Raw genomic sequence first — 22227 nt, forward strand, 5'->3', positions numbered from 1 at the left:
CTTGCCCATCTGTAAACTTAACAAATTCAATGCACAAACACAAGCTGGATTACCAACTGATAGGTAGTTTTGCCTGAATATCGTCCCAATCGATCTCCAGGTCGGCCCCGCTCTTGTTCTTAATGAATGCTATGGAAAAGGTTTCCGTGATCTCGTTTTGTTTTTGTATGGGGACCTGGGTGCGCAGCACATCTTTTTTGGGATCATACCGGAAAGCACCCCAGGTATCGGTTTCCTTATTCAATATGAATGTCCATTTATCCGTATCTACCAGCGCATAAAGGGTATAACGCCCCTTTTTGACTTTTTTCCCATCCACCTTTACATCCTTGAAAAACTCAATCTCCGTAGCTTCATTAGCTCCCAACCTCCAAACTTGTCCATATCCTACCAGTTCACCGAAGAGTTTTCTACCTTTTTTTTGCGGACGGCTGTATACTACCCTGGCAATCAAAGGATCCGTCACTTTATCCTGTATCTTAAGGACGGGATAATCCGCCGGAAAATAACAGATATCCAAAGGAGAGCTATCCAGTGCCGCGCTTTTTGTCTGAGCATTTGCCAGGATCATGCCGGTCAATAAACCGGCTAACAAGACTATTTTTTTCATGCCGGGTCGATTATTCGTATGTAAATTAATAACAAGGCAAATTTAGTTCATTCCTACCGGGTTATAAAAAGGGCAGGAATTATATTTTGGTAACTATCCACTATTCCCGGAGTGCTGCAAGTTCTGTAACGTATTACTGGTGAAAGCCCTAAGGGACGGGAAAAATTCGTAATAACAGGCTTCCAATGCTGTATAATGCTCCTCAAAGATCTGGCAGGCCATTTCAGCACCGGGCATATAGGCGGCCCTCCTGGCAAGGCCGGCAAAGCTATTAAAGATCCCTTCTTTAAACTGATAATGGAATAACCAATTCTGAGAACGCATATAAGGGAACATCCGGGAAAATCGTTCCGGAAACACGTTTTGAAAGGGGCTTAGCTGCTGGTAAGTCTTTTCTGCGAACACCGCCAGCCCGCCCCCGGGAAATTCATTAGGGTCTCTGGCCAAAAAATGATCATAGACAACATCAGTTAAGGCTCCGGAGTATAATCTATAGGCCTTTTGGAAAAATTGTTTGGCCTGTCGGGTCGTTTCGTGAGAATCGGTAAACGTATCGATAGCCCGGTGTAGGGTAATGCCTTTCTGGATGCCTGGAGAATAGTCAAGCTTCTTTTTCCCTTTTACAAAATCACTGATCAGGTTCCCCACTAAAATCTCCGGTTCACCAAAAGAGAGGTACGCATGCGCTAAATAATTCATTTCTACAATTTACATGATTTTACGAGTTCCATTTCCGGGAATTTACTCCCGATATTCAAGGTTTGCTCACTCTCTCCGGGATAAGCGGTTTCCAGCAAGGATGAAAGCACGATTTATTAATAATGCTTAACAAGGGTCACCATTGGTCCCTATTGGCTTGCAGGATGAGTGTAACAAAAATAATTTTACCGCGTCTGATTAAGTGGGGCGGTTTTTTGGGAAAAGTAAACCGCCCCACTTAATCAATAATGTCGGCCCTTACGGGCTTAAAGGGCGGTGCCCTTTATAGAATACAGGTTAGAACGAAGCTCTTTACATAGATCACAGGCAGAAAGAAAAAAAGAAAAATAAATTTTCAAAAATCTGCAACATCGGAAAAAAGCTTGCGTCTGATTAAGTGGGGCAGTTTTTTTGGAAAAGTAAACCGCCCCACTTAATCAATAATGTCGGCCCTTACGGGCTTAAAGGGCGGTGCCCTTTTATAGAATACAGGTTAGAACGAAGCTCTTTACATAGATCACAAGCAGAAAGAATAAGTGGGGCGGTTTTTTTGGAAAAGTAAACCAGCCCCACTTATTCAACAATGTCGGCCCTAACGGGCATAAAAGGGCTAGTGCCCTTTTACATAAGAAAAATAAATTTTCAAAAATCTGCAACATCGGAAAAAAGCTTGCGTCTTATATGTGTAGGAATATGAAAAGGCTTCGGCCGGAGACTTAAATGAGAAAATTCGGAAACAACTATTTTAAATTATAAAAGAACAAAAAAATGAAAAAGATTATTTTATCCCTCGCCACAGTGCTTATGATGGGAATCAGCACTTTCGCTGCAAAAAATGATGATGTTATTACTTTACAGGCTCAGAAATCCTTCAACAAAGAATTTACCAGTGCCAAGAATGTTCAATGGGAACAAAGCCAAACTTATGTAAAGGCCACCTTTACCATGAACGACCAGGTCTTGTTCGCGTATTACAATAACGCTGGGGAACTGACCGCCGTCATTCGGAACATTACTTCATCACAGCTTCCTATCAATCTGCTGACCGAATTGAAGAACACCTACAGCGGATTCTGGATCTCTGATCTGTTCGAAACTGCATCCAATGATCAAACGACGTATTATGTTACACTTGAAAATGCAGACAAAAAGATCGTTTTGGAATCAAATGGCCCCAACGGCTGGAACGTATTTTCAAAAATGAAAAAAGACATACAATAACAAACACACAGCAATAGAGAACGATTTCTCAAGTTGGTTTTAGTTGGAACAAGGGTCCTGTTTTTACAGGACTTTTGACTTTTTGAAGAAGGCCGATTTACGATCACCTTAAGCAATATTGAAAATATATATAATGACAGGACCTATTGAATATCCAAAAATCGACCAATAGGAAAGGGGAGTTTCGGGGCGTAGTCGGCAGATCGGAGGATTGGAAGTCGTCTACCTCTTCCTATCTGGATATAGGATTTTTGTTAGATTTCGTTACGCCGGAGGAATTCTTTTACCAGGTCGGCATAATATATGGAATTAGCCGGGCCGAGATAGACAAAAAGCTCCTGGTTTTTCATTCCTTTTTCAATGAGGAAAATCTCGGAAAGAAGAAAAAGTATATCCGAGATTTTTCAAAAGGCAATAAACAAAAGATCGTCATCCTTGAAAAGGCCGGTCTAGTTTGTGACCTGCCCAATGTCGTAGGTTCACTGGCGGAATTCCAACTGTATTTTTCTATCGTGGATACTGAATAGACGGCTTAGCCGGGGGGGTATGGTTTATTGCTTTATGAATTTCCTATAGAGTATTTTTCCGGAATCCTGTATAATCAAGATGTATACATTCGCCGGCAGATCACTGATGTCCAGGATGGTCGCGTCATTACGGATCGAATGCAGGACTCCTTCCCTAACAATCCGACCGCTGCCGTCTGTCAATTTGAAATTAAACAAGCCCCCGGCCGATAGACGTATTTTTATTTCATTTGATGCAGGGTCGGGATACAGCGAAAGATTATTCAGGTATGGACCCTTCATGGCAGCGATTATTTTACTATAAGTAAATGCACTATCCAGGTCAACCATCCTTAGCCGATAATAGTTTACGCTCTGTAGAGGCTGTCGGTCGATAAAGCTGTAGCTCTGTGGCAATGCAGATCTGCCTGCTGCCGGCACCTGTCCCAGCTGATTAAATATCAATCCGTCTTCACTGCGCTGGACACTAAAATATCGTGTGTTCATTTCCCCGGAAGTATTCCAATTTAATGTCACTGTGCCTGTGTTCGCCGTTGCCGTGAAGGAGATCAGCTGGAGCGGCAGGACAATGGACTGGATGCATCCGCTGAACTCACTGGAGTTGCCGGTCGAATCGGTAGCTATAGAAGTGATAACGGAATTGCCGGAAATAGATGCACCTGTTATCGTGTCCGAAAAGGCAATATTCCCTGTTGCATCCGTAGTTAGCAGTTTAAATCCAAGGAAGGTCTCTCCGTCTCCGAATCCCGACGCATTGCAGGCCGTATTGGAAAAGAACTCCACCCGGAACAAGGCGTTCGCGGCACTGTTCAGGGTGCCTTTGATCATGAAATCCGGGCCTTTCATATTTGCACTCGTCAATACCGGGTGATTCTGAAAATTGTTTGGCCCGGGTATGGGGCCACCCACGTGGTTAGGAGTTACACCGTCGTTACCCAGATCGATTCCCAGGCCGGTGTTCCCGAAAATGGAGTTGCCGCTTATTGTTATGCCGGTGCCTGATCCTGCCAGGGCAATGCCTTGGCCATTACCTGTTATCGTATTGCTGCTGATGGAACCCGTAGCAGCATCGTTGATCAGAATGCCCACGGAATTGCTGGCAATAGTATTGCCGTCGATCCTCACATCGCTGATACCTTCCAATTCAATACCAGGGCCGCCATTATTGGTGATCGTACTATTGTCAATGCTGTGTCTTAGCTTCATGTTAAGCAGGTTGATCCCAGCGAGTATATTGTGATCGAAGATATCCTTTTCAATAAATACCTGGACCAGGTCCGCGTTCAATCCGTCACCGACTAATCTCAATCCCGCAAAACCGTTCAGAGAATATTTGTTTCCCGTGGAATTCAGGATTACACTCGCACCGCCACCTACCACGAAATTTAGCGAGCATCCATCTTTCCCATTGCCGGTACCTGTGATATCGGCCATGGTAATACTTAATTCTCCACCGGCATTGATTTTACCGCTTACCCCACCTTGAGTATTATTGGCGAATACCTCTGATGTCTGGATAAGTTTGGCTTGTACACCAGGGGCGATATTAGCCGCAAAAGCAAAGCCGACTCCGGCGTTACCTTCCCATCGGTTGGCTGTAAAATTCTTGTTGCCGGCTGCACTGAAGATAATATTAGCGCCTGCCTGTCCGGCGCGAATGGTATCACCGGCAACGATCCAGTTTATATTGCCGCTGACAGATTCCTGTACGTCGAAGGCAAGGCCATTATTTGTGTGAAAATTATTTTGGTAGGAAATATCTATTGTCCGTCCGGGCCCGAATCTGAATTTGCTGCCAACCTTCATGTCGCCGTCAAACCTATTCTTAAGAAGCCTATAATTGCCGCTTGCATCCAGGAACAGGTCTACACCGACACCGTCAATATTCGTCAGAATATTCCCTTCAACGGAAAGTTGTTTACCCCCCCGGGCAAAAATCCCTGCGGTAAACTTGGCTCCCGTCCCATCCAGTCCAATGAAATTTCCTTGTATTTTAATGCCTTCGGAAAAATTTCCGCTGACGGTCACGCCGTTTTTAGTCCCTCCTATTGTATTCCCATCATTCTGGCCGGAACCTCCGATGGAGTTGTTGGGTGCATCTTCCAGTATTACAGCATCCAGCCCGTTGGGCAATAGCTTCTGGGTTGAACGGTCCAGCCCGATGATATTGCCTTTCGCCAAATTGTTGGTTCCTCCATTAGCCTGTCCTGTTACCGACGAATCTTTGCCTGCAATATGGATCCCATAGCCTTTATTGGCTGATATGATATTCAGCCGTATTCCTTTTCCGCCGATGGTATTGCCTGGGGTATTATCGATGAAGATCCCGTCTCCGCCATTGCCCTTGTCTACTGAACCGGTGCTGTCAGTTCCGATATAATTCCCTTCCAGCTGATGCCCCCCATCCCCTGGCGGAGGCGTCCCTGCAATATAGATGCCGTGCGAAGAAAAGCTGTTAATGATAAAAAAGGAGATCACGCACTGTCCTCCCAAAAGCTGCAAGCCTATGGCGTTGCCCCCTGCCGCGCTGCCATCAATCTCGATATGGCGACTGGAGCCCCCCTGCCCCGGATCATTATTAAGGGCAGTTATGATTACCGAGCCAAGGATGGGGGGTAAAGGACCCAAGCCTGTGCTGCCTACCTTGATCACGATGCTGCCCGAACCAGGCGCATTCAGAATGGCAAAATTTATCTGATTCTGGGGAAGGTTACGGTTGGCATTATGGTTTTGAATGGCAGCCCTCAGCGTACATTGGTCGCCGGGCGTATTCGGATCGACGTCGCAATGACCATCACTAAAATTGTCTGCGTCCGGGTCTGCTTCATCTCCCATGACATTGACCACGAAAGTCATTGAACTGCCCTGCCCCCGGGATTTAGCAGGCATCAGCATCAAGACGGGGAAAGCGATTGCCCCGATCAGATAAAGTAAAAACCGGTTGTGTAGAGGGATTTTCATTGTCTTTGATTTAACGGTGAAGAATAGGAATGCTCGGCAGGATATGGAATGGATACCAATAGGATGAAGAAAAGACTTTTGCATTAAGTGCGATCCGGGAAACTTAAATGATTCAAAAGGGTGCTATTGGGACTTTGACTGGAGAAAATGTCCTTCTGCCTGTTACCTAATGGCTGGTGCCGCTCTTTTTGCGATTTGCCTGGAGAAATTTAATTGTATAAAATTACTTAAATATTAATAAAATGTAAAATATTTACAACGTGTGGGAAAAGGGCCTTAAAATTCGTAAAAACCGCAGATCAAACGCGGGACTCTTATTTTGTCAACGTTAAAATGGCTAACAAAAGTTATTAGCCCCTCCTCACAAGGTCAATATAAACTACCAAAGGGATTTTTATGAAAGTTTAAGAAATAACCCAATTCCCTAAAAAAATCTACTTTTGCGGCTTAATTCGAATCACGGATCAAAACAATCATTATTATGAACAAAGGACCAATCTCGCAATTCGTAGAACATCATTACCGGCATTTTAACTCCGCAGCCCTGGTGGACGCTGCCAAAGGATATGAAACTCATTTGCTGGAAGGCGGTAAAATGATGGTTACCATTGCCGGAGCAATGAGTACCGCAGAATTGGGGATTTCCCTGGCCGAAATGATCCGCCAGGACAAAATTCAGATTATTAGCTGCACGGGAGCCAACCTGGAAGAGGATGTGATGAATCTGGTTGCCCATAGTCACTATAAAAGAGTACCGAATTACCGTGATCTGACCCCCCAGGACGAATGGAACTTACTGGAAAATCATTATAACCGTGTTACGGATACCTGTATTCCGGAGGAAGAGGCCTTCCGCCGTTTGCAAAAACACCTGGTAAAGGCCTGGAAAGACGCCGAAGCCAGTGGTGAGCGCTATTTCCCCCATGAATTTTTATATAAAGTCGTTCTCAGCGGAGATCTGGAACAATATTATGAGATCGATCCGAAGGATAGCTGGATCATAGCTGCCGCAAAAAAGAATATTCCTATCGTTGTTCCAGGCTGGGAAGACAGCACGACCGCAAATATTTTTGCCAGTTATGTCATTAAGAATGAATTGAAAGCCAGTACCGTTAAGAGCGGTATTGAATATATGGCCTGGCTGGCCGGCTGGTACCGAGAGAACAGTGGCGGAAAAGGTGTTGGGTTCTTCCAGATCGGAGGTGGTATCGCCGGGGATTTCCCCATTTGCGTTGTACCGATGATGTACCAGGATCTGGAATGGCATGATGTGCCCTTCTGGAGCTATTTTTGCCAGATTTCGGACTCCACGACTTCATATGGATCTTATTCCGGGGCCGTTCCGAATGAAAAGATTACCTGGGGCAAACTGGATATCAACACCCCTAAATTTATTGTTGAAAGCGATGCCACCATTGTAGCCCCATTGATCTTTGCCTGGGTGCTCGGATGGTAAGCAGGAAAAAAATTATCCGAATAGAATATGAATACAAATTCAGAAGAACTTTATCTCGAGGCGGAAGCGGATATTAAGAATAATCATTACGCAGAAGCATTTAAAAAATACGAGAGCATCCTTTATGAAGAGCCGGACAGCGCTCCGGCCCACAATTCGATGGGATGGCTCTACAAGACACAATTTGACGATTATGGCAAGGCAGAAAACCATTTTCTGACGGCAATCCGCTGCGATCCTTCCTATCCGCATGCTTATTTTCACCTGGCTGCCCTTTACCAGGATATGGAAAGATATTCGGAATTGAATTACCACCTGGAAAAATGCCAGCGGATCCGGACAGTGGACAAATCATGGGTTTTTGGCCGTTACGCCCTGGCCGAGGAACTGAAGCTGGAATTCGACAAGGCTATCTTTTATTTTGAAAAAGCCATGCTCGTCAGTCAGCACGATGAGAAGATCAGGGACTTCAAACTGGATATCGAAAGATGTGAAATGAAGCGGGAGATCTGGAAAAAACACACAGAAAACGTGAAAACCGCGGAATAAAGGAATTTATTTAATAAAAAAAGGCAGGCGTAATTAAGGAAATCCTTCTTACGCCTGCCTTTTTCTTATATCTTATCTGAAGCTTTTATCCTCCCTTGCCAAACTTGCAGCTGAAGCTTGCAACTTGTAGCCTAAGCCTTGCAGCTACTCATTAGCTCCATTCTTCTTTATCTTTTTTGGCCATTTCCTTGCTGACCCGAATAGAGATGCGGATACTCAGTTCGTATAAAAGGATCAGGGGAAGGGCCACGATCGTCTGACTCATCCAGTCCGGCGAAGGGGTAATGATGGCTGCTACGAAAAGAATCGCCACATACGCATATTTTCGGTAGGTACGCAGGAAACTGGGCGTAATCAGTCCGATCCGTGTCAGTACATAACTGATCAGGGGTAACTGAAAGGCCAGCCCCGATCCTATAATGATATCTATCAGATTTTCTATATAATCATCCAGGGTAGGTACGGTCTGAATGGCACCCGGGGCTCCTACCGAATAATTCGCGAGAAAACTAAAGGTGAAAGGGGCCAGGAGAAAATAACCGAAGGAGACTCCTAATAAAAAGAAAAAGGTCACAAAAAAAATGGCGCCACGGCTGCTTTTCTTTTCCTTGGCGGAAAGGGCCGGTTTGACAAAGCGCCAGAATTCCCAGAATATATATGGGAAAGCCACGATAAACCCGCCTATAATGGCAATATTGATGCTCGATATGAATTGTGAACTGAACTGGGTGGTCTGCAGCCTCAGACCGCTGACGGACTGGAGACATAAGGCATCTCCCATATGTAATTTCCTTCCCAGGTTGCACAAACCGACATAACTGACAAAATCGCTCCGGATCGGACCACGGATGATCTTGTCAAAGATCCAGTTCATATTAATAAAAATAACTATAGCGACGGTCACGATAGCAAAGGCGGATCGTACGATATGCCAGCGCAATGCCTCCAGGTGGTCCACGAAAGACATTTCTTCCTGCTGAGAATTCCGGTTGAATAGATTTAATGCCATTTCTTAGCTACTGGCTTCAAGCTGCAAGCTTTCAGCGAGACATTTTTAGGTCTAAAAATACTTATAAATAGCCACTTGTAGCTTGAAGCTTGCAGCTTTAAGCTACTCTAAGCTTCGCGAAGTTAATTGAAAATGACAACCTTGGCATAGGTATATAAAAAAAACAAGCACTCCATGACAGAGTGCATTGTTTACTCCTAACTGACCTATGAAAGAAATACTCTCAAAACAAAGAGAGAAAATATTTTTTAAGGTAAGGTTGTCAGTCAGGTAAGTGCCTTTTTCGTGCTTTTGGCGTCTTCGTACCTTGATAGAACGAAATTCAATAAAAAGTACAGTATGAAAAAGAATTCGGGCCTGTTTAACCACGGCTTAACATTGGTTAAACTTTACAAGCGGCTTTTAACAATTCTTGGGAAATAGCATGGGTTATTTCAGCTTCCTCAGCTTATTTCAAGACCTTAAGCCTGACCATTTCAATGCGGGTATCGCTGACGTTCAGTATTTCGAACTCATAATCCCCGACAATGATACGGTCCTTGAGATGGGGAATGGTCTCATGTTGATTGATGATATAGCCGGAAAGGGTCTCTGATTCGCTTTCGGGCAATTCGAGGTCGTATTTTTTATTAAGATAGTCCAGCTCCAGCCTTCCGGAGAAAATAAATTCATCATTCGACAATTTCTTTTCTTCGAATTCCTCCGTATCATATTCGTCCCGGATCTCCCCAAAGATCTCTTCCAGCAAATCTTCCATGGTTACGATACCTGCGGTACCCCCGAACTCATCCACCACCCAGGCGATACTTTTCCTTTCCCGGCTGAATTTATTAATAAGATCCGTGGCGCTCATACTTTCCGGGACCGCAGGGATTGGCAATAATATGGATTTGATGAGGGGAGGCTTTTTGAACAGATCCAGCTGGTGGATATAACCGACGACATGGTCCAGGTTTCCGTCATAAATGACGAGTTTGCTTAATTTGGTCTCGACAAACTTTTTCCGGACCTCTTCAATGGGCATATTCAGGTCAACTCCTTCGATCTCTTTTCTGGGAACCAGGCATTCCCGTACTTTTACCTTGGGCAGGGAAAGAGCCGCTTCAAAAAGATTCTTGTTCAGATCGTTGGAATCTTCCATCGCATCGCTGGTCTGCTGGATGAAATGATCCAGATCGGTCCTTGAAAAGGGGCCCTTCCGGTCATCCATTCGCACATTAAACACATATTTGAGGATCCATTGCGCTATGGCAACAAAGAAGCTCGCTATCGGGTAAAAGAAACGGTTCAGAAACTCGGTGGTTCCGGCAAAAAAACCCAGCAAAGAATCACTTTTGGCCCGGAAAAGGGCTTTTGGGATAAACTCTCCGAATAAAAGAATAAAGCCCGAAGCTACCAGCGTTTCTACGAAAAGACGCATGGAATTCACATAACTGCTGGGAATATGGATTTTCGTAATCAGGAGGTTCCAAAGGGGTAAAAATGTTTCGCCCACCATCAAACCGAAGATCACGAGGAAAATATTGAAGCCTACCAGCGTGGTGCCGATAAACTGAGCAGGATGCTCCATAAATCTGGACAGGATGATACCGCTGTTGAGCCCTTGTTTTTTCTTTAATTCGATGGCCAGTTTGTTGGCACTTACAAAAGCTACTTCAATTCCCGCAAAAAAGGCGATCATCAGCCAGGCAACGACAATCCAGATAAGGGTATTGGTATTGATCATACGCCACTAAATTACTCGGAAAAATCGGAAAATCTAAATCAAAGGCCCAAAAAGTGCTTAATCGTCTCATCGGCGTCTTTACATGCCTTGTCCAGCTCGTCATTTACGATTATTTTATCAAAATGATGCTTAAAGGAAATCTCATAGGAAGCTTTGTTGACACGGGCCTGTAAACTGGCTTCTGTCTCGGTTCCCCTGATTTCCAGTCTTCTTTTGAGTTCATCTGTGGATGGTGGCTGAATAAAAAGAGAAAGACAGGAGCCGGCATATTGCTGCTGCACATGGATCGCCCCCTTCACATCGATATCCAGAACCGGGATCCGCCCCTGACCCCAGATGCGCTCCAGTTCATTTGTCAAAGTGCCGTAATACTTTCCTTCATAAACCATTTCCCATTCGGCAAAAGCATTTTGCCGGATCTTTTCTTGAAACTCCTCCAGGCTCATAAAATAATAGTCGACCCCATTTTTTTCCTGGCCTCTTGCTGAACGGGTAGCCGCAGATACAGAAAAGGCCAATTGAGGGTATTTTCCCAGTAAATAGCGGGTTATGGACGTTTTACCGGCACCGGAAGGGGCCGTGATAATGATGATTTTATGGTCCTTAGTCATATTTTCCTGCATATGATCCTGGGTTATATCCTTGGTTATACTTATTGCCTGTCTTATATTGCCTGTCTTAAATCCTGGTGATTTGAGCTCCCAATTTACACAGACGCTCATCTATCTGCTGGTATCCCCGGTCGATCTGTTCAATATTTTGAATAGTACTTTTCCCTTCTGCGCTAAGGGCGGCGATCAGCAGCGCTACCCCGGCCCGGATATCCGGGCTGCTCATCGTGATTCCCCTGAGTTTTTGTTCACGGGCCATACCGATCACAGCTGCGCGGTGCGGATCGCACAGGATAATATGCGCTCCCATATCGATCAGCTTGTCTACAAAGAACAACCGGCTTTCGAACATTTTTTGATGGATAAGTACCGAACCCCTGGCCTGAATGGCAGTGACAAGGACAATACTTAACAGGTCAGGAGTAAAACCAGGCCAGGGATGATCATAAATGGTCAGCACCGAGCCATCCATGAAACTCTGAATCTCATAAATTTCCTGTTCCGGAATATAAATATCATCTCCGCGGAATTCCAGCTGAATACCCAATTGACGGAATTTATCCGGGATGACACCCAGATTTTCGAGACTGGTATTTTTAATAGTGATCTCGCTTTGTGTCATTGCGGCTAACCCTATAAAGGAGCCAATTTCGATCATATCCGGCAACATACGGTGTTCCGTACCTGCCAGGTATTCCACTCCTTCGATAATAAGGAGGTTGCTGCCGATACCGGTGATCTTTGCCCCCATCCGATTCAGCATTTTGCATAACTGTTGTAAATAGGGTTCGCAGGCTGCATTGTAAATGGTAGTCGTCCCCTCTGCCATAACCGCAGCCATGACTATATTGGCCGTACCGGTTACAGAAGGCTCGTCCAGCATCAGATAGGTCCCCTTTAGCTGAGGGGCTACCAGGTGAAAAAGCCCTTCTTCTTCATGGTAGGTAAATTGAGCACCCAATTTTTCGAACCCGATAATATGTGTATCCAATCTGCGTCTTCCGATCTTATCGCCACCTGGTTTGGGAATAAATGCTTTGCGGAACCTTGCCAGCATTGGGCCGGCAACCATGACCGAACCTCTCAGTTTCCCGCTTTTGCTGCGGTAGGTATCACTCCGCAGGTATTCGATATCAACCGCATCCGCCTGAAATATACAGGTATCTCTGCTGGTCCGTTCAATTTTTACACCCATTTCTCCTAATAATTCAATCAGGAGATTTACATCCAATATATCCGGAATATTGGTGATCGTCATCTTTTCGGGTGTTAGTAATACGGCGTTTATTATTTGCAAGGCCTCATTTTTGGCGCCTTGCGGAATGATCTCCCCTTTTAGTTTTTTACCTCCGATGACTTCGAATGAATGCACAGTGCTGTTTTTTTAAATGAAAAAGGCGATATTAAGAAGGGGGTCAATTCCCTGTTAATATCGCCGTTAAATTATTACAAGCTGAATGATCAGAATCTTTTCTTTTTGAATTTACCACCACCGCCACCGCCGCCGCGATCGTTATTCCGGTCATTGCGGTCGTTCCGGCTGCTGCCTCCTCCACCTCTTGGCTGGAATTTCTGATTACGTTTGTTACGGTAATCGCCATACCCACCCCGGTCCCGGTCTCTGTTCTCAACAGGCCTGTAGCTTTTTACGAATGGTGTGTTCGTAAATTCCAACTGACCCCCGGTAAGATTGTTCAGCTCGCTCTGGATGGCATCATCGTGAACGGTTTCTTTATGCCAGTTGTTATAGGCCAGCTTCATATAATAAGCAACGGCATTGGCAAAACCATTGCGTTTGTCAGGATTTTCCTCGGCCAGTGCTTTATTGATAACGATTTCCAGATTTTTGCCCAGATGGGAGAATTTCGGATAACGTTTGGGATATTTAAGCGGTTTAGGTCTTGCCCTCAACGTTTCCCGGGTAGGGATCGGATAAGGCGAAGCGACTTCCAGTTTAAAATCGGAGATCAAAAAAAGATGATCCCATAATTTGTGCCGGAAATCCTCAACATTCTTCAGATGTGGATTAAGGAATCCCATCAATTCAATGACAGCATAGGCATTACGCTGACGTTTGTCTTTGTCCTCCAGGGTCAGCAGGTATTCGATCATTTTTTGGATATGCCTCCCATACTCACGCATAATCAGATGATTTCGCGTGGTATTGTACTCCATAGTATCCATTATATTTCCCATAATAAATAACCTAAGTTAGTTTACAAACCTACAATTAAATGGCGATTATACAAAGAAAAGCCGGTTGGCTCCGGACTAATGTGAAATAAGGATAAAAAAGAAAAGCCTCCATTAAGGAAGGCTTTTCGCAGGATGGATTTATTGGTCTTTCACAGGCTGATCTTTGCGTTGGTCTTCTGATTACCGGTCTTCTAATTTATTAAAACTTTACTGACATAATCCCGGTTTTGGGTCAGATCGCGGGTTCTCAGAAAATACAGGCCCTTGGCAGGCTGGGGGCTGAGATCCATTTTTATTTGATTGGTCCCGGCCAGGGTTACGGCTTTTTGTTGTATGGTCTGTCCGGCAGTATTGACCAGTTCCAGCAGATAACGGCCGGATTGATTGGAATTGAACTGAAAGGTCAGGGAGTTCGTAGCCGGATTAGGGTAGGTCTGATAACTTACCGGCCCACCGCCATGCCTGACATCAGGGGTGGCGATGATTACCGCCGAATAACTCACTTTCCCGGAAGCATCTGTCTCTTTGATCCGGAAATACAATTTGCCCACATCAGCCGGATTAAGGTGATATTGATATTGGTATTTTGCTGTAGAACCTGCTGAAGCAGGGTCTCCCTGTATTTCTCCGGTGGTGTTGAACTGGCTGCCGTCTCTGCTGATCTGGATTTCATAATTGGACTTTTTTTGTTCATTGTCTGTTAACCATTGAATTTGGATAGTGTTATTGCCCGGAAAGGCCGTTAAGTCTTTAATGGAACTGGCCAGCGGACGTGCCGGACACCAGTAATAGGTCATGCTGAAGGTTCCCCAGAGGGAGGTCTGGATTTTCTGGCTAAAATTAATACCGCCCTGAAGTGTATTTAATCCTCCGCTGAGTGAATAAGAAAGGAAGGCGGTTCCTGCTCCCATGTAAGCTCCGGAAGGAGCGACGGCGGTTGACCCCGAGAAATTGTTAATAATAGTAGTGGGCCCGTATGTTATGCTATCATCCGGCTGCCCGTAAGCACCCAACGAATCGGGGCCAAAATTCGTAAAAAACGGATCAACGGTGGAAATACCAGATCCGGAAATTGTTGCAGAAGTAACCAGCGAAAAACGATATTTTTTTCTTCCGGTCGGGCTGTATTCCGGATCAGTAGGTAACAACAAGGCCGTGGAAGGGGCCAGGTTCCGCGCCCCAATAATGCTGGATGCTGATATATTGTAGTCAAACTTCATACAACTTAAATCACCGAGGGCTGGATTGAATTGTGTAAAGCTTAAACTGGCGCTGGAAATAGCAGTCGGTGTTAGGGTGAAATTGGCGACCACGGGAGTTGCGGGATTACCGGTCCAGCAGGTGCATTGGGCCAGACTGACCCTTGGTAAGTGGATGACTGTCATGCATATACAGACAGTGAGCATCATGGAGTACACACGATTCATAGGCACTGATTTTAAAAGTGGTGTATCGGATTAAAGATACAAATACGGATTATTTTACAAATATATCTTACTGCAAGAATGAAGCCAAAGCATTTATCATTTATACTCAATTATCTGACATAGTAAAAACCACATGCATATGAATATAAGAGCAATGGAGGGCTCTCAGGGGAGCCCTTACGGCGGGGATTAGGGGAGTATTTTTGGAAAAGGGCACTGCAGGGTTACCTTTGCGGTATGGTCATTCTACTTGATTGCAGACCCTTCCAATACGATAATGCTAACGGAGAGGGCACTCATTTTATTATTTCATGTATCAACAACCTTTCCATTAAGCAGGATATAGAATGGATTTTTCTCGTAGACAACAACTATTGCGAAGGCTCATTACCCGGTCTTTCCGGAGGGCAGATTATAACCAGGAGGGCCTTCCCGGGCAAGGCTGGGTGGAAATTATGGTATGGCTGGCAGATTGAACGAGTAGCTAAAAAATATAAGGCAGACCTTGTCATGACAACAGGAGGGCGGCGGGCCGCGGGATTGTCCTTCCCTCAATGCCTGTGGATTCCGGTTGCAGCAGGACCGGAAACAGGTAGAAATATAGGGAAGCAGGGAACAGTCAACAACCGGAAAGGCAGTAGAATAGAAGGGGCTGGTGCGATCCTGGCTTTTTTCGAAAAAGATAAGGAGGCATTGACCGGATTTGATCCCGGTCGGGATCCTGGCCGGGACGAAAAAATGCTCAACGGGAAAGCTACTGGGACTAATGATGCCGGAAAGGTCTTTGTAATATCCTGTGCAGCGGATGAAGACTGCTTCCCGGCTTCTGCAGCGGAAAAGGAAACTATAAAGAATAGTCATTCCGGAGGAAAAGAATACTTTTTCAGCCTCGCCGGTCCGGGGGCGGAGGAAAAGGTCGGTCTTCTGAAATCTTTTTCCTTATTTAAAAAAAGGCAAAAGTCCAATATGCAATTAATATTGGCAGGGCCGGGTATCCCGCAGGATAAGAATTTCCTCAAAAAGCTGGAAACCTATAAATACAGGGAAGACGTTCATTTATATGATCAGCTGGTATCTGACCAGCTTTCCCGCGAAGAGGTGGCCCGCCTCCTTGGAGGGGCCTATGCCTTTATTTATCCCTTTATTCCTGCTAATTTGGGGATTCCCTTGCTTAATGCCTGGAAATCCGAGGTGCCGGTAATTACCCAATCCTTCGGCCGGGCACAGGAAACCGGCGGGGAAGCGGTCCTATACGCCCAGCCCGGCAATCCTTCCTCCCTGGCTGATCTGATGATGACCTTATATAAGGACGAAAACAGGCGAAATATGCTTATTGAAAAAGGGAAGGCCCGGTTGAAACTATTTAGTCTGGAACAGTCGGCAGATCAGGTATGGGAAGCCATACAGTTTGCCCGGCAGCAATTTTTGAATAAATAGCCCGGTACGGTCCCGGAGGAAATAATGGTTAAAGTAAGGGGTATTACCAGGGCAGGAGAGGCCCAAATCACGATAAAACCGCTAACTTGCGGGTTGCTAAATTTTTTTTATGCGAAAATCTTCGATAACTATTGATGTGGTATTGGACGAAGACAGGGTTCCGGAAGCGATTAACTGGAATGCTTCGGATACCACTGCCGATGCAGTACGTAAAGCAAAGGCCATGATGCTGGCCTTTTGGGATGGTGCAGATAAAACAGCCATGCGTATCGATCTCTGGACAAAGGATATGATGGTGGATGAAATGGCCGATTTCTATTACCAGACCTTTATGACGATGGCTGAAACTTTTCAAAGAGCCACACAGGACGAGATCCTGGTAAATGATATGAAAAAATTTGCTAAGGATTTTTATGGTAAATTCAGGGAACATCAGTTAAAAGCAAACAAAATATAAAATCCCCTTTGTCATGAGTTTAGAACAAAAAGTAATGGCTGATCTGAAAACAGCCATGCTGGCAAAAGATGAAGCGGCCTTAAGGGGGCTGCGGGCTATTAAAGCAGCGATCATTTTGGCGAAAACAGCAGAAGGGGCTGGCGGAGCCGTGAAAGAGGAAGATGAGATCAAATTGCTGCAAAAGCTCATCAAACAGCGGAAAGATTCCCTGGAAATCTATCAGCAACAGCAACGGCCGGATCTGGCCAAAAAAGAACAGGAAGAAATAGAAGTGATCGAAAAGTTCCTGCCCCGGCAATTGGATGGCGAAGCACTGAAAACGCTTATCGCAAAGATCATTGCCGATTCCGGAGCTACGGGCCCGGCAGATATGGGAAAAGTAATGGGGCTTGCATCCAAACAACTGGCAGGCCAGGCGGATGGTAAGACGATCAGCGGCGTAGTCAAAGAATTATTAGCAAAATAATGTTGATCGATGTCCTGTTCCTGATCATCATCGCCCTGGCTGTTTTTAAAGGATTCCGTCAGGGGTTGATCATTGCCGTATTTTCCGGGCTGGCCTTTATTATCGGACTGGCGGCTGCCATTAAATTATCTGCGGCTGTGGCAGGCTATTTGAAAGAGAATATGCATATGTCCACCCGCTGGTTGCCGGTTTTGGCCTTTTTGCTGGTTTTTATCGGAGTGATACTTGTGGTGCGATGGGGTGCAAAACTGGCTGAAACCGTCGTAGATCTGGCGATGATGGGCTGGCTCAATAAATTAGGAGGCATCGTGCTCTATATACTGGTATATGCAATTATATTGAGCGTTTTGCTTTTTTATGCTGTGCAGGTGCATTTTGTTTCCGATGCCACCCTCGCTTCATCAAGGGTCTACCCTTATATAAGACCCCTGGGCAAGGAAGCGATTGAAGGGTTTGGGAAAATTGTCCCCTTTTTTAAGGGAATGTTTACGGAATTGGAAAATTTTTTCGCTCATCTTACGGCTAGTCTATAATTTTGGTAGACTATTTTAAAAAAAATGTCCTCCGACCTCCCGGATAAAGGGCTGAATATTGGAAATTAAAGGGGCATTAAGGAGGTTATTAACGGGGATAGACGGCAGGGAGCTATTTAAAAAAATTTATCGGGCTCAGTTGTCGTAAATTTGCTTTGAATAAAAATTGTTCTTAGCTTATTAAGGTATTTTTTTGCATTAAATCGTTTATTTTAGCGCTTAATTACAGGCCGTAGAACTCAATAGCTGATGCAATACGAAATCAAACAAGTAGAAAAGTTCAAATTCATCGAAGAAGGGGAGGGGGAGCCGCTGGTGTTATTACACGGGCTGTTCGGTGCATTAAGTAACTTCATGGATCTGATCGAATACTTCCGCCAATATTATAAGGTGGTGGTACCGATTTTGCCTTTGTTTGAGCTGGATCTTTTACATACCACCGTAGGGGGTTTGGAAAAATTTGTCCACCGGTTCATCGAATACCGCGATTATAAGCAGGTCAATTTGCTGGGAAATTCTTTGGGTGGTCATGTTGCGCTTATGCACGTACTCAGGCATCCGGAAAGGATAAAATCCATTACCCTGACCGGCAGTTCGGGACTTTTTGAGAACGGCATGGGGGATACCTATCCAAAGAGAGGCGATTATGAGTATATCCGGAAAAAAACGGAATTAACCTTTTATGATCCTAAAGTAGCCACTAAGGAGCTTGTAGATGAAGTATATGAAATGGTTAATATCCGTTTAAAGGCCATTAAGATCATCTCACTGGCTAAAAGCGCTATTCGAAATAATTTAGGGGAAGAACTCAATCAAATCAAACAACCGACGTTATTGATCTGGGGGAATAATGATACCATCACTCCTCCTTTCGTCGGAAGGGAATTTCAACGGTTGATCCCGAACAGCGAATTGTATTTTATCGATAAATGCGGGCATGCCCCAATGATGGAAACTCCTGACGAGTTCAATAAGATTTTGCATAAATTTTTGACAAAATTGAACGAGCCGGCAGCGGTAGCCTGATTTATTACGTCTATAGTATGGAAGAGTCGCTTTCAAATTTAATAATAGCACCGCAAGGTGTTATATAAATGTGTTAAATAAAGAAGTCATATCCGCGACGATACCGTCCTTGCACCTGAACGATCCTGTTTCCCAGGCACTCGATCTGATGGCGGATTTCCACGTTACCCACTTACCCGTAGTCGTTGAAGACAAATTATCAGGATTGGTAAGTGAGGATGACCTGCTCAATATCGAGGATGATACAACCCGGCTGGATCAGTTACAGGCGGTTTTTTCAAAGATGTCCGTTCATGCCGACTCTTTCTTTTTTGAAGCGGTTCAGATGGTCAATGAGTTTGGTCTCACCGTTATACCTGTGGTTACTAAAGAAGCGGAATATGCCGGCTCTATTATCGCAACCGATCTGCTGAGACAATTAAGCAAAATTACGGGGGTGAATGATACCGGAGGGGTGATCGTCCTGGAAATGGAAAAAGTGAGCTTTTCTTTTTCCGAAATCAGCAAGCTGGTCGAAACCAATGATGCGCAACTCACACAGCTCAATACGTATACGGATGCCCATTCCGGTAATTTCTATATAACCTTACGGATCAATAAGCTGGAAATTTCTGATATTGTTGCAACATTTCAGCGCTACGATTACCAGGTAAAATATTATTTCGGGGAAGAGTTGTATGAAAATGAATTGCGCAGCAATTATGATCACCTGATGAATTACCTGAGTATCTGATCATCTGGTCCTTTTTAAGCTTATTTTTAAGTTTTCTGACATTTTTACCCTTATACCCTTATTTTTTGACATGTAAATACCTGACCGTTATACAGCTATATGGCAATAATGAAGGATTGGAAATATTTATTAGTAGTATCTGCTGTCCTGATGTTCCTTCCATCCAATGCCCAGATCCTGCCTGAAAAAACAAACCTTCCGGATACCGGCAGGATGCAGGTCCCATCTGCACGAATTCCTTCCGATTCCTCCAGCCCCTCCGACCTTACCGGCTCTGTTGTCTTACCCGTTCCAAAGACATCTTTTATCATCGGAAATATCATCGTTTCCGGCAATAAAAAGACAAAAAAATATATTATTGAGCGGGAATTGTCTTTTAAAACCGGCGATTCCGTCTTCCTTTCAGATCTCGTGACCTCCTTTCAGCTGGCCCATGACCGTCTTTTCAATACCCGCCTGTTCAATGAAGTGATCATTTATCTGAAAGGCTTCAGGGGTTATCAGGTAGACATAGAGATAGACGTGAAAGAGAGATGGTATATTTTTCCGCTCCCTTATTTTAAACCGGTCGACAGGAACCTGACCGCTTGGGCCCAAAAAAACTATAACCTGGACCGGGTAAATTATGGAGCCAAATTCACCCATCATAATTTCACGGGGCGGAATGATAACCTTACCGCCTGGCTGATCACGGGCTATGCCCGGCAACTCGAGCTTTATTATAACCAGCCTTACGCGGACAAGTCCCTGAAACATGGTTTTGGAATGGGGTTCTCCTTTGCGGAAGTAAAGGAACTGGATGCATTTACGGCAGGTAACCAGCAGGGTTTTATCAATGCGGATACGATCAGTTATGCCGGTAAATACCTTAGCCGCCAATTTTCCTTTTCCCTCCGTTATTTTTACCGCCCTGCCCTTCGCGTAAGGCATTTTGTGGGCTTAAAACTGGTGGATGTAAAAATCGACAGTGCTGTTCTGGTCTATAATCCCCATTATTTTAATAATGGACAGGTAAAGGTTTTTTATCCCGAGTTTACATATTCCTTCAATTATACAGACGTGGATTATGTTGCCTACCCGTTGAATGGGATTATTTTTGAGACCGGTCTGATTCGAAGGGGCATCAACAAGGACATGAATCTCTGGCAGGGGTATACCCGGTTCATCAGGAGCTGGCCGTTGGCCCATAAGCTTTGGTTCGGTGTCCAGAATTCGAACATTCTGAAATTACCGCTCAGGCATCCATTTTATAATCAGCAGCTTTTGGGCTACGGTGATCTGTACCTGCGGGGGCTGGACAGATATGTAGTTGATGGAACTGCAGGCATAGTGGTTAGAAATACCTTATACCGTGAGTTGTTTAATTTTTCCATACCACTGGTCAGGGGTTCTTCACATGATCACATACCTTTCCGGATCTTTGCCACCGCCTTTAACGATTACGGGTATGCCTATAACCAGGATTTCCGGAATAATTCACTGGTCAACCGGTTTTTATATACAGGTGGTTTGGGCATAGATATCGTAACCTTTTATGATCTGACCTTTAAGTTCGATTATAGCTTCAATCAATTAGGACAAAAGGGGTTATTTTTACACATCCGAAATGACTTCTGATTATGAAAGTAGCCATATATAGCCGCTTTATTGAATATGAACAGCAAAGCGAGGTCCAGCGATTATTCGATGAGTTGATACGTCAAAACCTGCAACCGGTTATTCATCAGCCTTTTCTGGAGAAAATAGGTTCTGCATTCGTTCTCCCTTCCGATGTTTCCAGCTTCAGGGATTCCGGCGACCTCGATGATTCCATAGAATTTCTTATTTCTTTGGGTGGGGACGGTACCTTGTTGGATACCGTATCTCTGGTCCGGGATAAAAATATTCCTATTCTGGGTATCAATTTTGGCCGGCTTGGATTTTTGGCCAGTATTGGAAAGGAAGAATTGGAAACGGCTGTCACTTCCCTGGTCAACCGCACTTTTGTGGTTGACAAACGCTCTCTGATCCATCTGGATGCTGACAAACCTTTATTCGGAGATGTTCCCTACGGCCTGAATGAATTTGCCATTCATAAGACCGACTCTTCTCCTATGATCAAGATACATACTTACCTGAATGGAGAGTTTTTGAATACTTATTGGGCCGATGGTCTGATCGTTTCAACCCCTACCGGGTCTACCGGCTATTCGCTGAGTTGCGGGGGGCCTGTCGTTTTTCCGGAGTCTGCGAGTTTTGTAATCACCCCTGTAGCGCCTCACAATTTGAATGTCCGCCCCATTGTGGTCCCGGATAATAATATAATTTCCTTTGAAGTGGAAGGCCGTACAGAGAACTTTCTCTGCGCCCTGGATTCCCGCAAAGAGATCGTTGATAAGCAGATACAGCTGGCCGTTCGGAGTGAATCCTTCACACTCAGTCTGATACGCCTGAACGAAAACAATTTCCTGCAAACGCTCAGGGGCAAACTTTCCTGGGGACTGGATACCCGAAATTAATTGGTATGCAAATTGGAACATAGTTCCAATATCCGAAGGATAATTATTAGAAATTTGTTGGCTCCGGGTACTTTTAATTTAACCT

At 44.7% G+C, this 22227-nt stretch carries 21 protein-coding genes; 12 read left to right on the forward strand and 9 right to left on the reverse strand.

Annotated features, from left to right (window positions below):
• Positions 1–49: 49 nt before the first annotated feature.
• The gene (locus tag ACX0G9_RS27935) at positions 50–610 is read right to left on the reverse strand and encodes a DUF2911 domain-containing protein (RefSeq protein WP_459068277.1); all 561 of its coding nucleotides are present in this window, start codon (positions 608–610) and stop codon (positions 50–52) included.
• A gap of 93 nt (positions 611–703) precedes the next feature.
• Entirely contained in the window at positions 704–1309 is a 606-nt protein-coding gene (locus ACX0G9_RS27940) for an acyl carrier protein phosphodiesterase (protein ID WP_459068278.1), read from the reverse strand.
• A 768-nt stretch (positions 1310–2077) separates the two neighbouring features.
• On the opposite strand from ACX0G9_RS27940, the gene ACX0G9_RS27945 reads away from it, so the two are divergent.
• Complete coding sequence (locus tag ACX0G9_RS27945) at positions 2078–2530, forward strand: hypothetical protein (RefSeq protein WP_459068279.1); 453 nt, start codon at positions 2078–2080, stop codon at positions 2528–2530.
• A gap of 146 nt (positions 2531–2676) precedes the next feature.
• On the forward strand, positions 2677–3057 hold the full coding sequence (locus tag ACX0G9_RS27950) for a hypothetical protein (RefSeq protein WP_459068280.1): 381 nt from the start codon (positions 2677–2679) through the stop codon (positions 3055–3057).
• Between the two features lie 24 nt (positions 3058–3081).
• Here the strand turns inward: ACX0G9_RS27950 and ACX0G9_RS27955 are convergent, their stop codons facing one another.
• Complete coding sequence (locus tag ACX0G9_RS27955; RefSeq protein WP_459068281.1) at positions 3082–6018, reverse strand: NosD domain-containing protein; 2937 nt, start codon at positions 6016–6018, stop codon at positions 3082–3084.
• Positions 6019–6499: 481 nt separating this feature from the next.
• Between ACX0G9_RS27955 and ACX0G9_RS27960 the strand changes: the two genes are divergently transcribed.
• Together ACX0G9_RS27960 and ACX0G9_RS27965 are read left to right on the forward strand one after the other, a co-directional pair.
• A complete protein-coding gene (locus ACX0G9_RS27960; protein WP_459068282.1) occupies positions 6500–7474 on the forward strand; it encodes a deoxyhypusine synthase family protein in 975 nt (324 codons plus the stop codon).
• 27 nt (positions 7475–7501) lie between these two features.
• Positions 7502–8023, forward strand: a complete 522-nt coding sequence (locus ACX0G9_RS27965; protein ID WP_459068283.1) for a tetratricopeptide repeat protein — start codon at positions 7502–7504, stop codon at positions 8021–8023.
• Positions 8024–8174: 151 nt separating this feature from the next.
• On the opposite strand, the gene tatC is transcribed toward ACX0G9_RS27965, so the two are convergent.
• From tatC to ACX0G9_RS27995, 6 genes are all read right to left on the reverse strand, one after another.
• Positions 8175–9032 (reverse strand): twin-arginine translocase subunit TatC, encoded by an 858-nt coding sequence (tatC, locus tag ACX0G9_RS27970; protein ID WP_459068284.1) that lies wholly within the window; start codon positions 9030–9032, stop codon positions 8175–8177.
• 448 nt (positions 9033–9480) lie between these two features.
• Positions 9481–10758, reverse strand: a complete 1278-nt coding sequence (locus ACX0G9_RS27975; RefSeq protein ID WP_459068285.1) for a hemolysin family protein — start codon at positions 10756–10758, stop codon at positions 9481–9483.
• A 38-nt stretch (positions 10759–10796) separates the two neighbouring features.
• Positions 10797–11381 (reverse strand): guanylate kinase, encoded by a 585-nt coding sequence (gene gmk / locus ACX0G9_RS27980; protein ID WP_459068286.1) that lies wholly within the window; start codon positions 11379–11381, stop codon positions 10797–10799.
• 55 nt (positions 11382–11436) lie between these two features.
• Positions 11437–12741 carry a UDP-N-acetylglucosamine 1-carboxyvinyltransferase gene (gene murA / locus ACX0G9_RS27985; RefSeq protein ID WP_459068287.1) on the reverse strand — a complete coding sequence of 435 codons (1305 nt, stop codon included), beginning with the start codon at positions 12739–12741 and terminating at the stop codon, positions 11437–11439.
• 89 nt (positions 12742–12830) lie between these two features.
• Positions 12831–13544, reverse strand: coding sequence for a DUF4290 domain-containing protein (locus ACX0G9_RS27990; protein WP_459068288.1), 714 nt, complete (start codon positions 13542–13544; stop codon positions 12831–12833).
• Between the two features lie 212 nt (positions 13545–13756).
• On the reverse strand, positions 13757–14992 hold the full coding sequence (locus ACX0G9_RS27995; protein ID WP_459068289.1) for a T9SS type A sorting domain-containing protein: 1236 nt from the start codon (positions 14990–14992) through the stop codon (positions 13757–13759).
• A 237-nt stretch (positions 14993–15229) separates the two neighbouring features.
• On the opposite strand from ACX0G9_RS27995, the gene ACX0G9_RS28000 reads away from it, so the two are divergent.
• The 8 genes from ACX0G9_RS28000 to ACX0G9_RS28035 all read left to right on the forward strand — a co-directional run bounded on the left by ACX0G9_RS28000 (position 15230) and on the right by ACX0G9_RS28035 (position 22142).
• Complete coding sequence (locus ACX0G9_RS28000) at positions 15230–16429, forward strand: glycosyltransferase (protein ID WP_459068290.1); 1200 nt, start codon at positions 15230–15232, stop codon at positions 16427–16429.
• 109 nt (positions 16430–16538) lie between these two features.
• Positions 16539–16886 carry a gliding motility protein GldC gene (gldC, locus tag ACX0G9_RS28005; protein WP_459068291.1) on the forward strand — a complete coding sequence of 116 codons (348 nt, stop codon included), beginning with the start codon at positions 16539–16541 and terminating at the stop codon, positions 16884–16886.
• A gap of 13 nt (positions 16887–16899) precedes the next feature.
• A complete protein-coding gene (locus ACX0G9_RS28010) occupies positions 16900–17352 on the forward strand; it encodes a GatB/YqeY domain-containing protein (protein ID WP_459068292.1) in 453 nt (150 codons plus the stop codon).
• Positions 17352–17885 (forward strand): CvpA family protein, encoded by a 534-nt coding sequence (locus ACX0G9_RS28015; protein ID WP_459068293.1) that lies wholly within the window; start codon positions 17352–17354, stop codon positions 17883–17885. The genes ACX0G9_RS28010 and ACX0G9_RS28015 overlap by 1 nt, the downstream gene beginning before the upstream one ends.
• A gap of 249 nt (positions 17886–18134) precedes the next feature.
• Complete coding sequence (locus tag ACX0G9_RS28020) at positions 18135–18911, forward strand: alpha/beta fold hydrolase (protein WP_459068294.1); 777 nt, start codon at positions 18135–18137, stop codon at positions 18909–18911.
• Between the two features lie 70 nt (positions 18912–18981).
• The gene (locus tag ACX0G9_RS28025) at positions 18982–19644 is read left to right on the forward strand and encodes a CBS domain-containing protein (RefSeq protein ID WP_459068295.1); all 663 of its coding nucleotides are present in this window, start codon (positions 18982–18984) and stop codon (positions 19642–19644) included.
• 99 nt (positions 19645–19743) lie between these two features.
• On the forward strand, positions 19744–21261 hold the full coding sequence (locus tag ACX0G9_RS28030; protein WP_459068296.1) for a POTRA domain-containing protein: 1518 nt from the start codon (positions 19744–19746) through the stop codon (positions 21259–21261).
• Positions 21262–21263: 2 nt separating this feature from the next.
• Positions 21264–22142 carry an NAD kinase gene (locus ACX0G9_RS28035; RefSeq protein WP_459068297.1) on the forward strand — a complete coding sequence of 293 codons (879 nt, stop codon included), beginning with the start codon at positions 21264–21266 and terminating at the stop codon, positions 22140–22142.
• The last annotated feature ends 85 nt before the right edge of the window (positions 22143–22227 follow it).

The sequence above is a fragment of the Flavitalea flava genome, assembly GCF_054461575.1.

What these genes read in the sequence shown, in the direction of transcription:
- ACX0G9_RS27935 (WP_459068277.1), bottom strand. Translation starts at nt 610, where the DNA reads ATGAAAAAAATAGTCTTGTTAGCCGGTTTATTGACCGGCATGATCCTG.
- ACX0G9_RS27940 (WP_459068278.1), bottom strand. Translation starts at nt 1,309, where the DNA reads ATGAATTATTTAGCGCATGCGTACCTCTCTTTTGGTGAACCGGAGATT.
- ACX0G9_RS27945 (WP_459068279.1), top strand. Translation starts at nt 2,078, where the DNA reads ATGAAAAAGATTATTTTATCCCTCGCCACAGTGCTTATGATGGGAATC.
- ACX0G9_RS27955 (WP_459068281.1), bottom strand. Translation starts at nt 6,018, where the DNA reads ATGAAAATCCCTCTACACAACCGGTTTTTACTTTATCTGATCGGGGCA.
- ACX0G9_RS27960 (WP_459068282.1), top strand. Translation starts at nt 6,500, where the DNA reads ATGAACAAAGGACCAATCTCGCAATTCGTAGAACATCATTACCGGCAT.
- ACX0G9_RS27965 (WP_459068283.1), top strand. Translation starts at nt 7,502, where the DNA reads ATGAATACAAATTCAGAAGAACTTTATCTCGAGGCGGAAGCGGATATT.
- tatC (WP_459068284.1), bottom strand. Translation starts at nt 9,032, where the DNA reads ATGGCATTAAATCTATTCAACCGGAATTCTCAGCAGGAAGAAATGTCT.
- ACX0G9_RS27975 (WP_459068285.1), bottom strand. Translation starts at nt 10,758, where the DNA reads ATGATCAATACCAATACCCTTATCTGGATTGTCGTTGCCTGGCTGATG.
- gmk (WP_459068286.1), bottom strand. Translation starts at nt 11,381, where the DNA reads ATGCAGGAAAATATGACTAAGGACCATAAAATCATCATTATCACGGCC.
- ACX0G9_RS27990 (WP_459068288.1), bottom strand. Translation starts at nt 13,544, where the DNA reads ATGGAGTACAATACCACGCGAAATCATCTGATTATGCGTGAGTATGGG.
- ACX0G9_RS27995 (WP_459068289.1), bottom strand. Translation starts at nt 14,992, where the DNA reads ATGAATCGTGTGTACTCCATGATGCTCACTGTCTGTATATGCATGACA.
- ACX0G9_RS28000 (WP_459068290.1), top strand. Translation starts at nt 15,230, where the DNA reads ATGGTCATTCTACTTGATTGCAGACCCTTCCAATACGATAATGCTAAC.
- gldC (WP_459068291.1), top strand. Translation starts at nt 16,539, where the DNA reads ATGCGAAAATCTTCGATAACTATTGATGTGGTATTGGACGAAGACAGG.
- ACX0G9_RS28010 (WP_459068292.1), top strand. Translation starts at nt 16,900, where the DNA reads ATGAGTTTAGAACAAAAAGTAATGGCTGATCTGAAAACAGCCATGCTG.
- ACX0G9_RS28015 (WP_459068293.1), top strand. Translation starts at nt 17,352, where the DNA reads ATGTTGATCGATGTCCTGTTCCTGATCATCATCGCCCTGGCTGTTTTT.
- ACX0G9_RS28020 (WP_459068294.1), top strand. Translation starts at nt 18,135, where the DNA reads ATGCAATACGAAATCAAACAAGTAGAAAAGTTCAAATTCATCGAAGAA.
- ACX0G9_RS28030 (WP_459068296.1), top strand. Translation starts at nt 19,744, where the DNA reads ATGGCAATAATGAAGGATTGGAAATATTTATTAGTAGTATCTGCTGTC.
- ACX0G9_RS28035 (WP_459068297.1), top strand. Translation starts at nt 21,264, where the DNA reads ATGAAAGTAGCCATATATAGCCGCTTTATTGAATATGAACAGCAAAGC.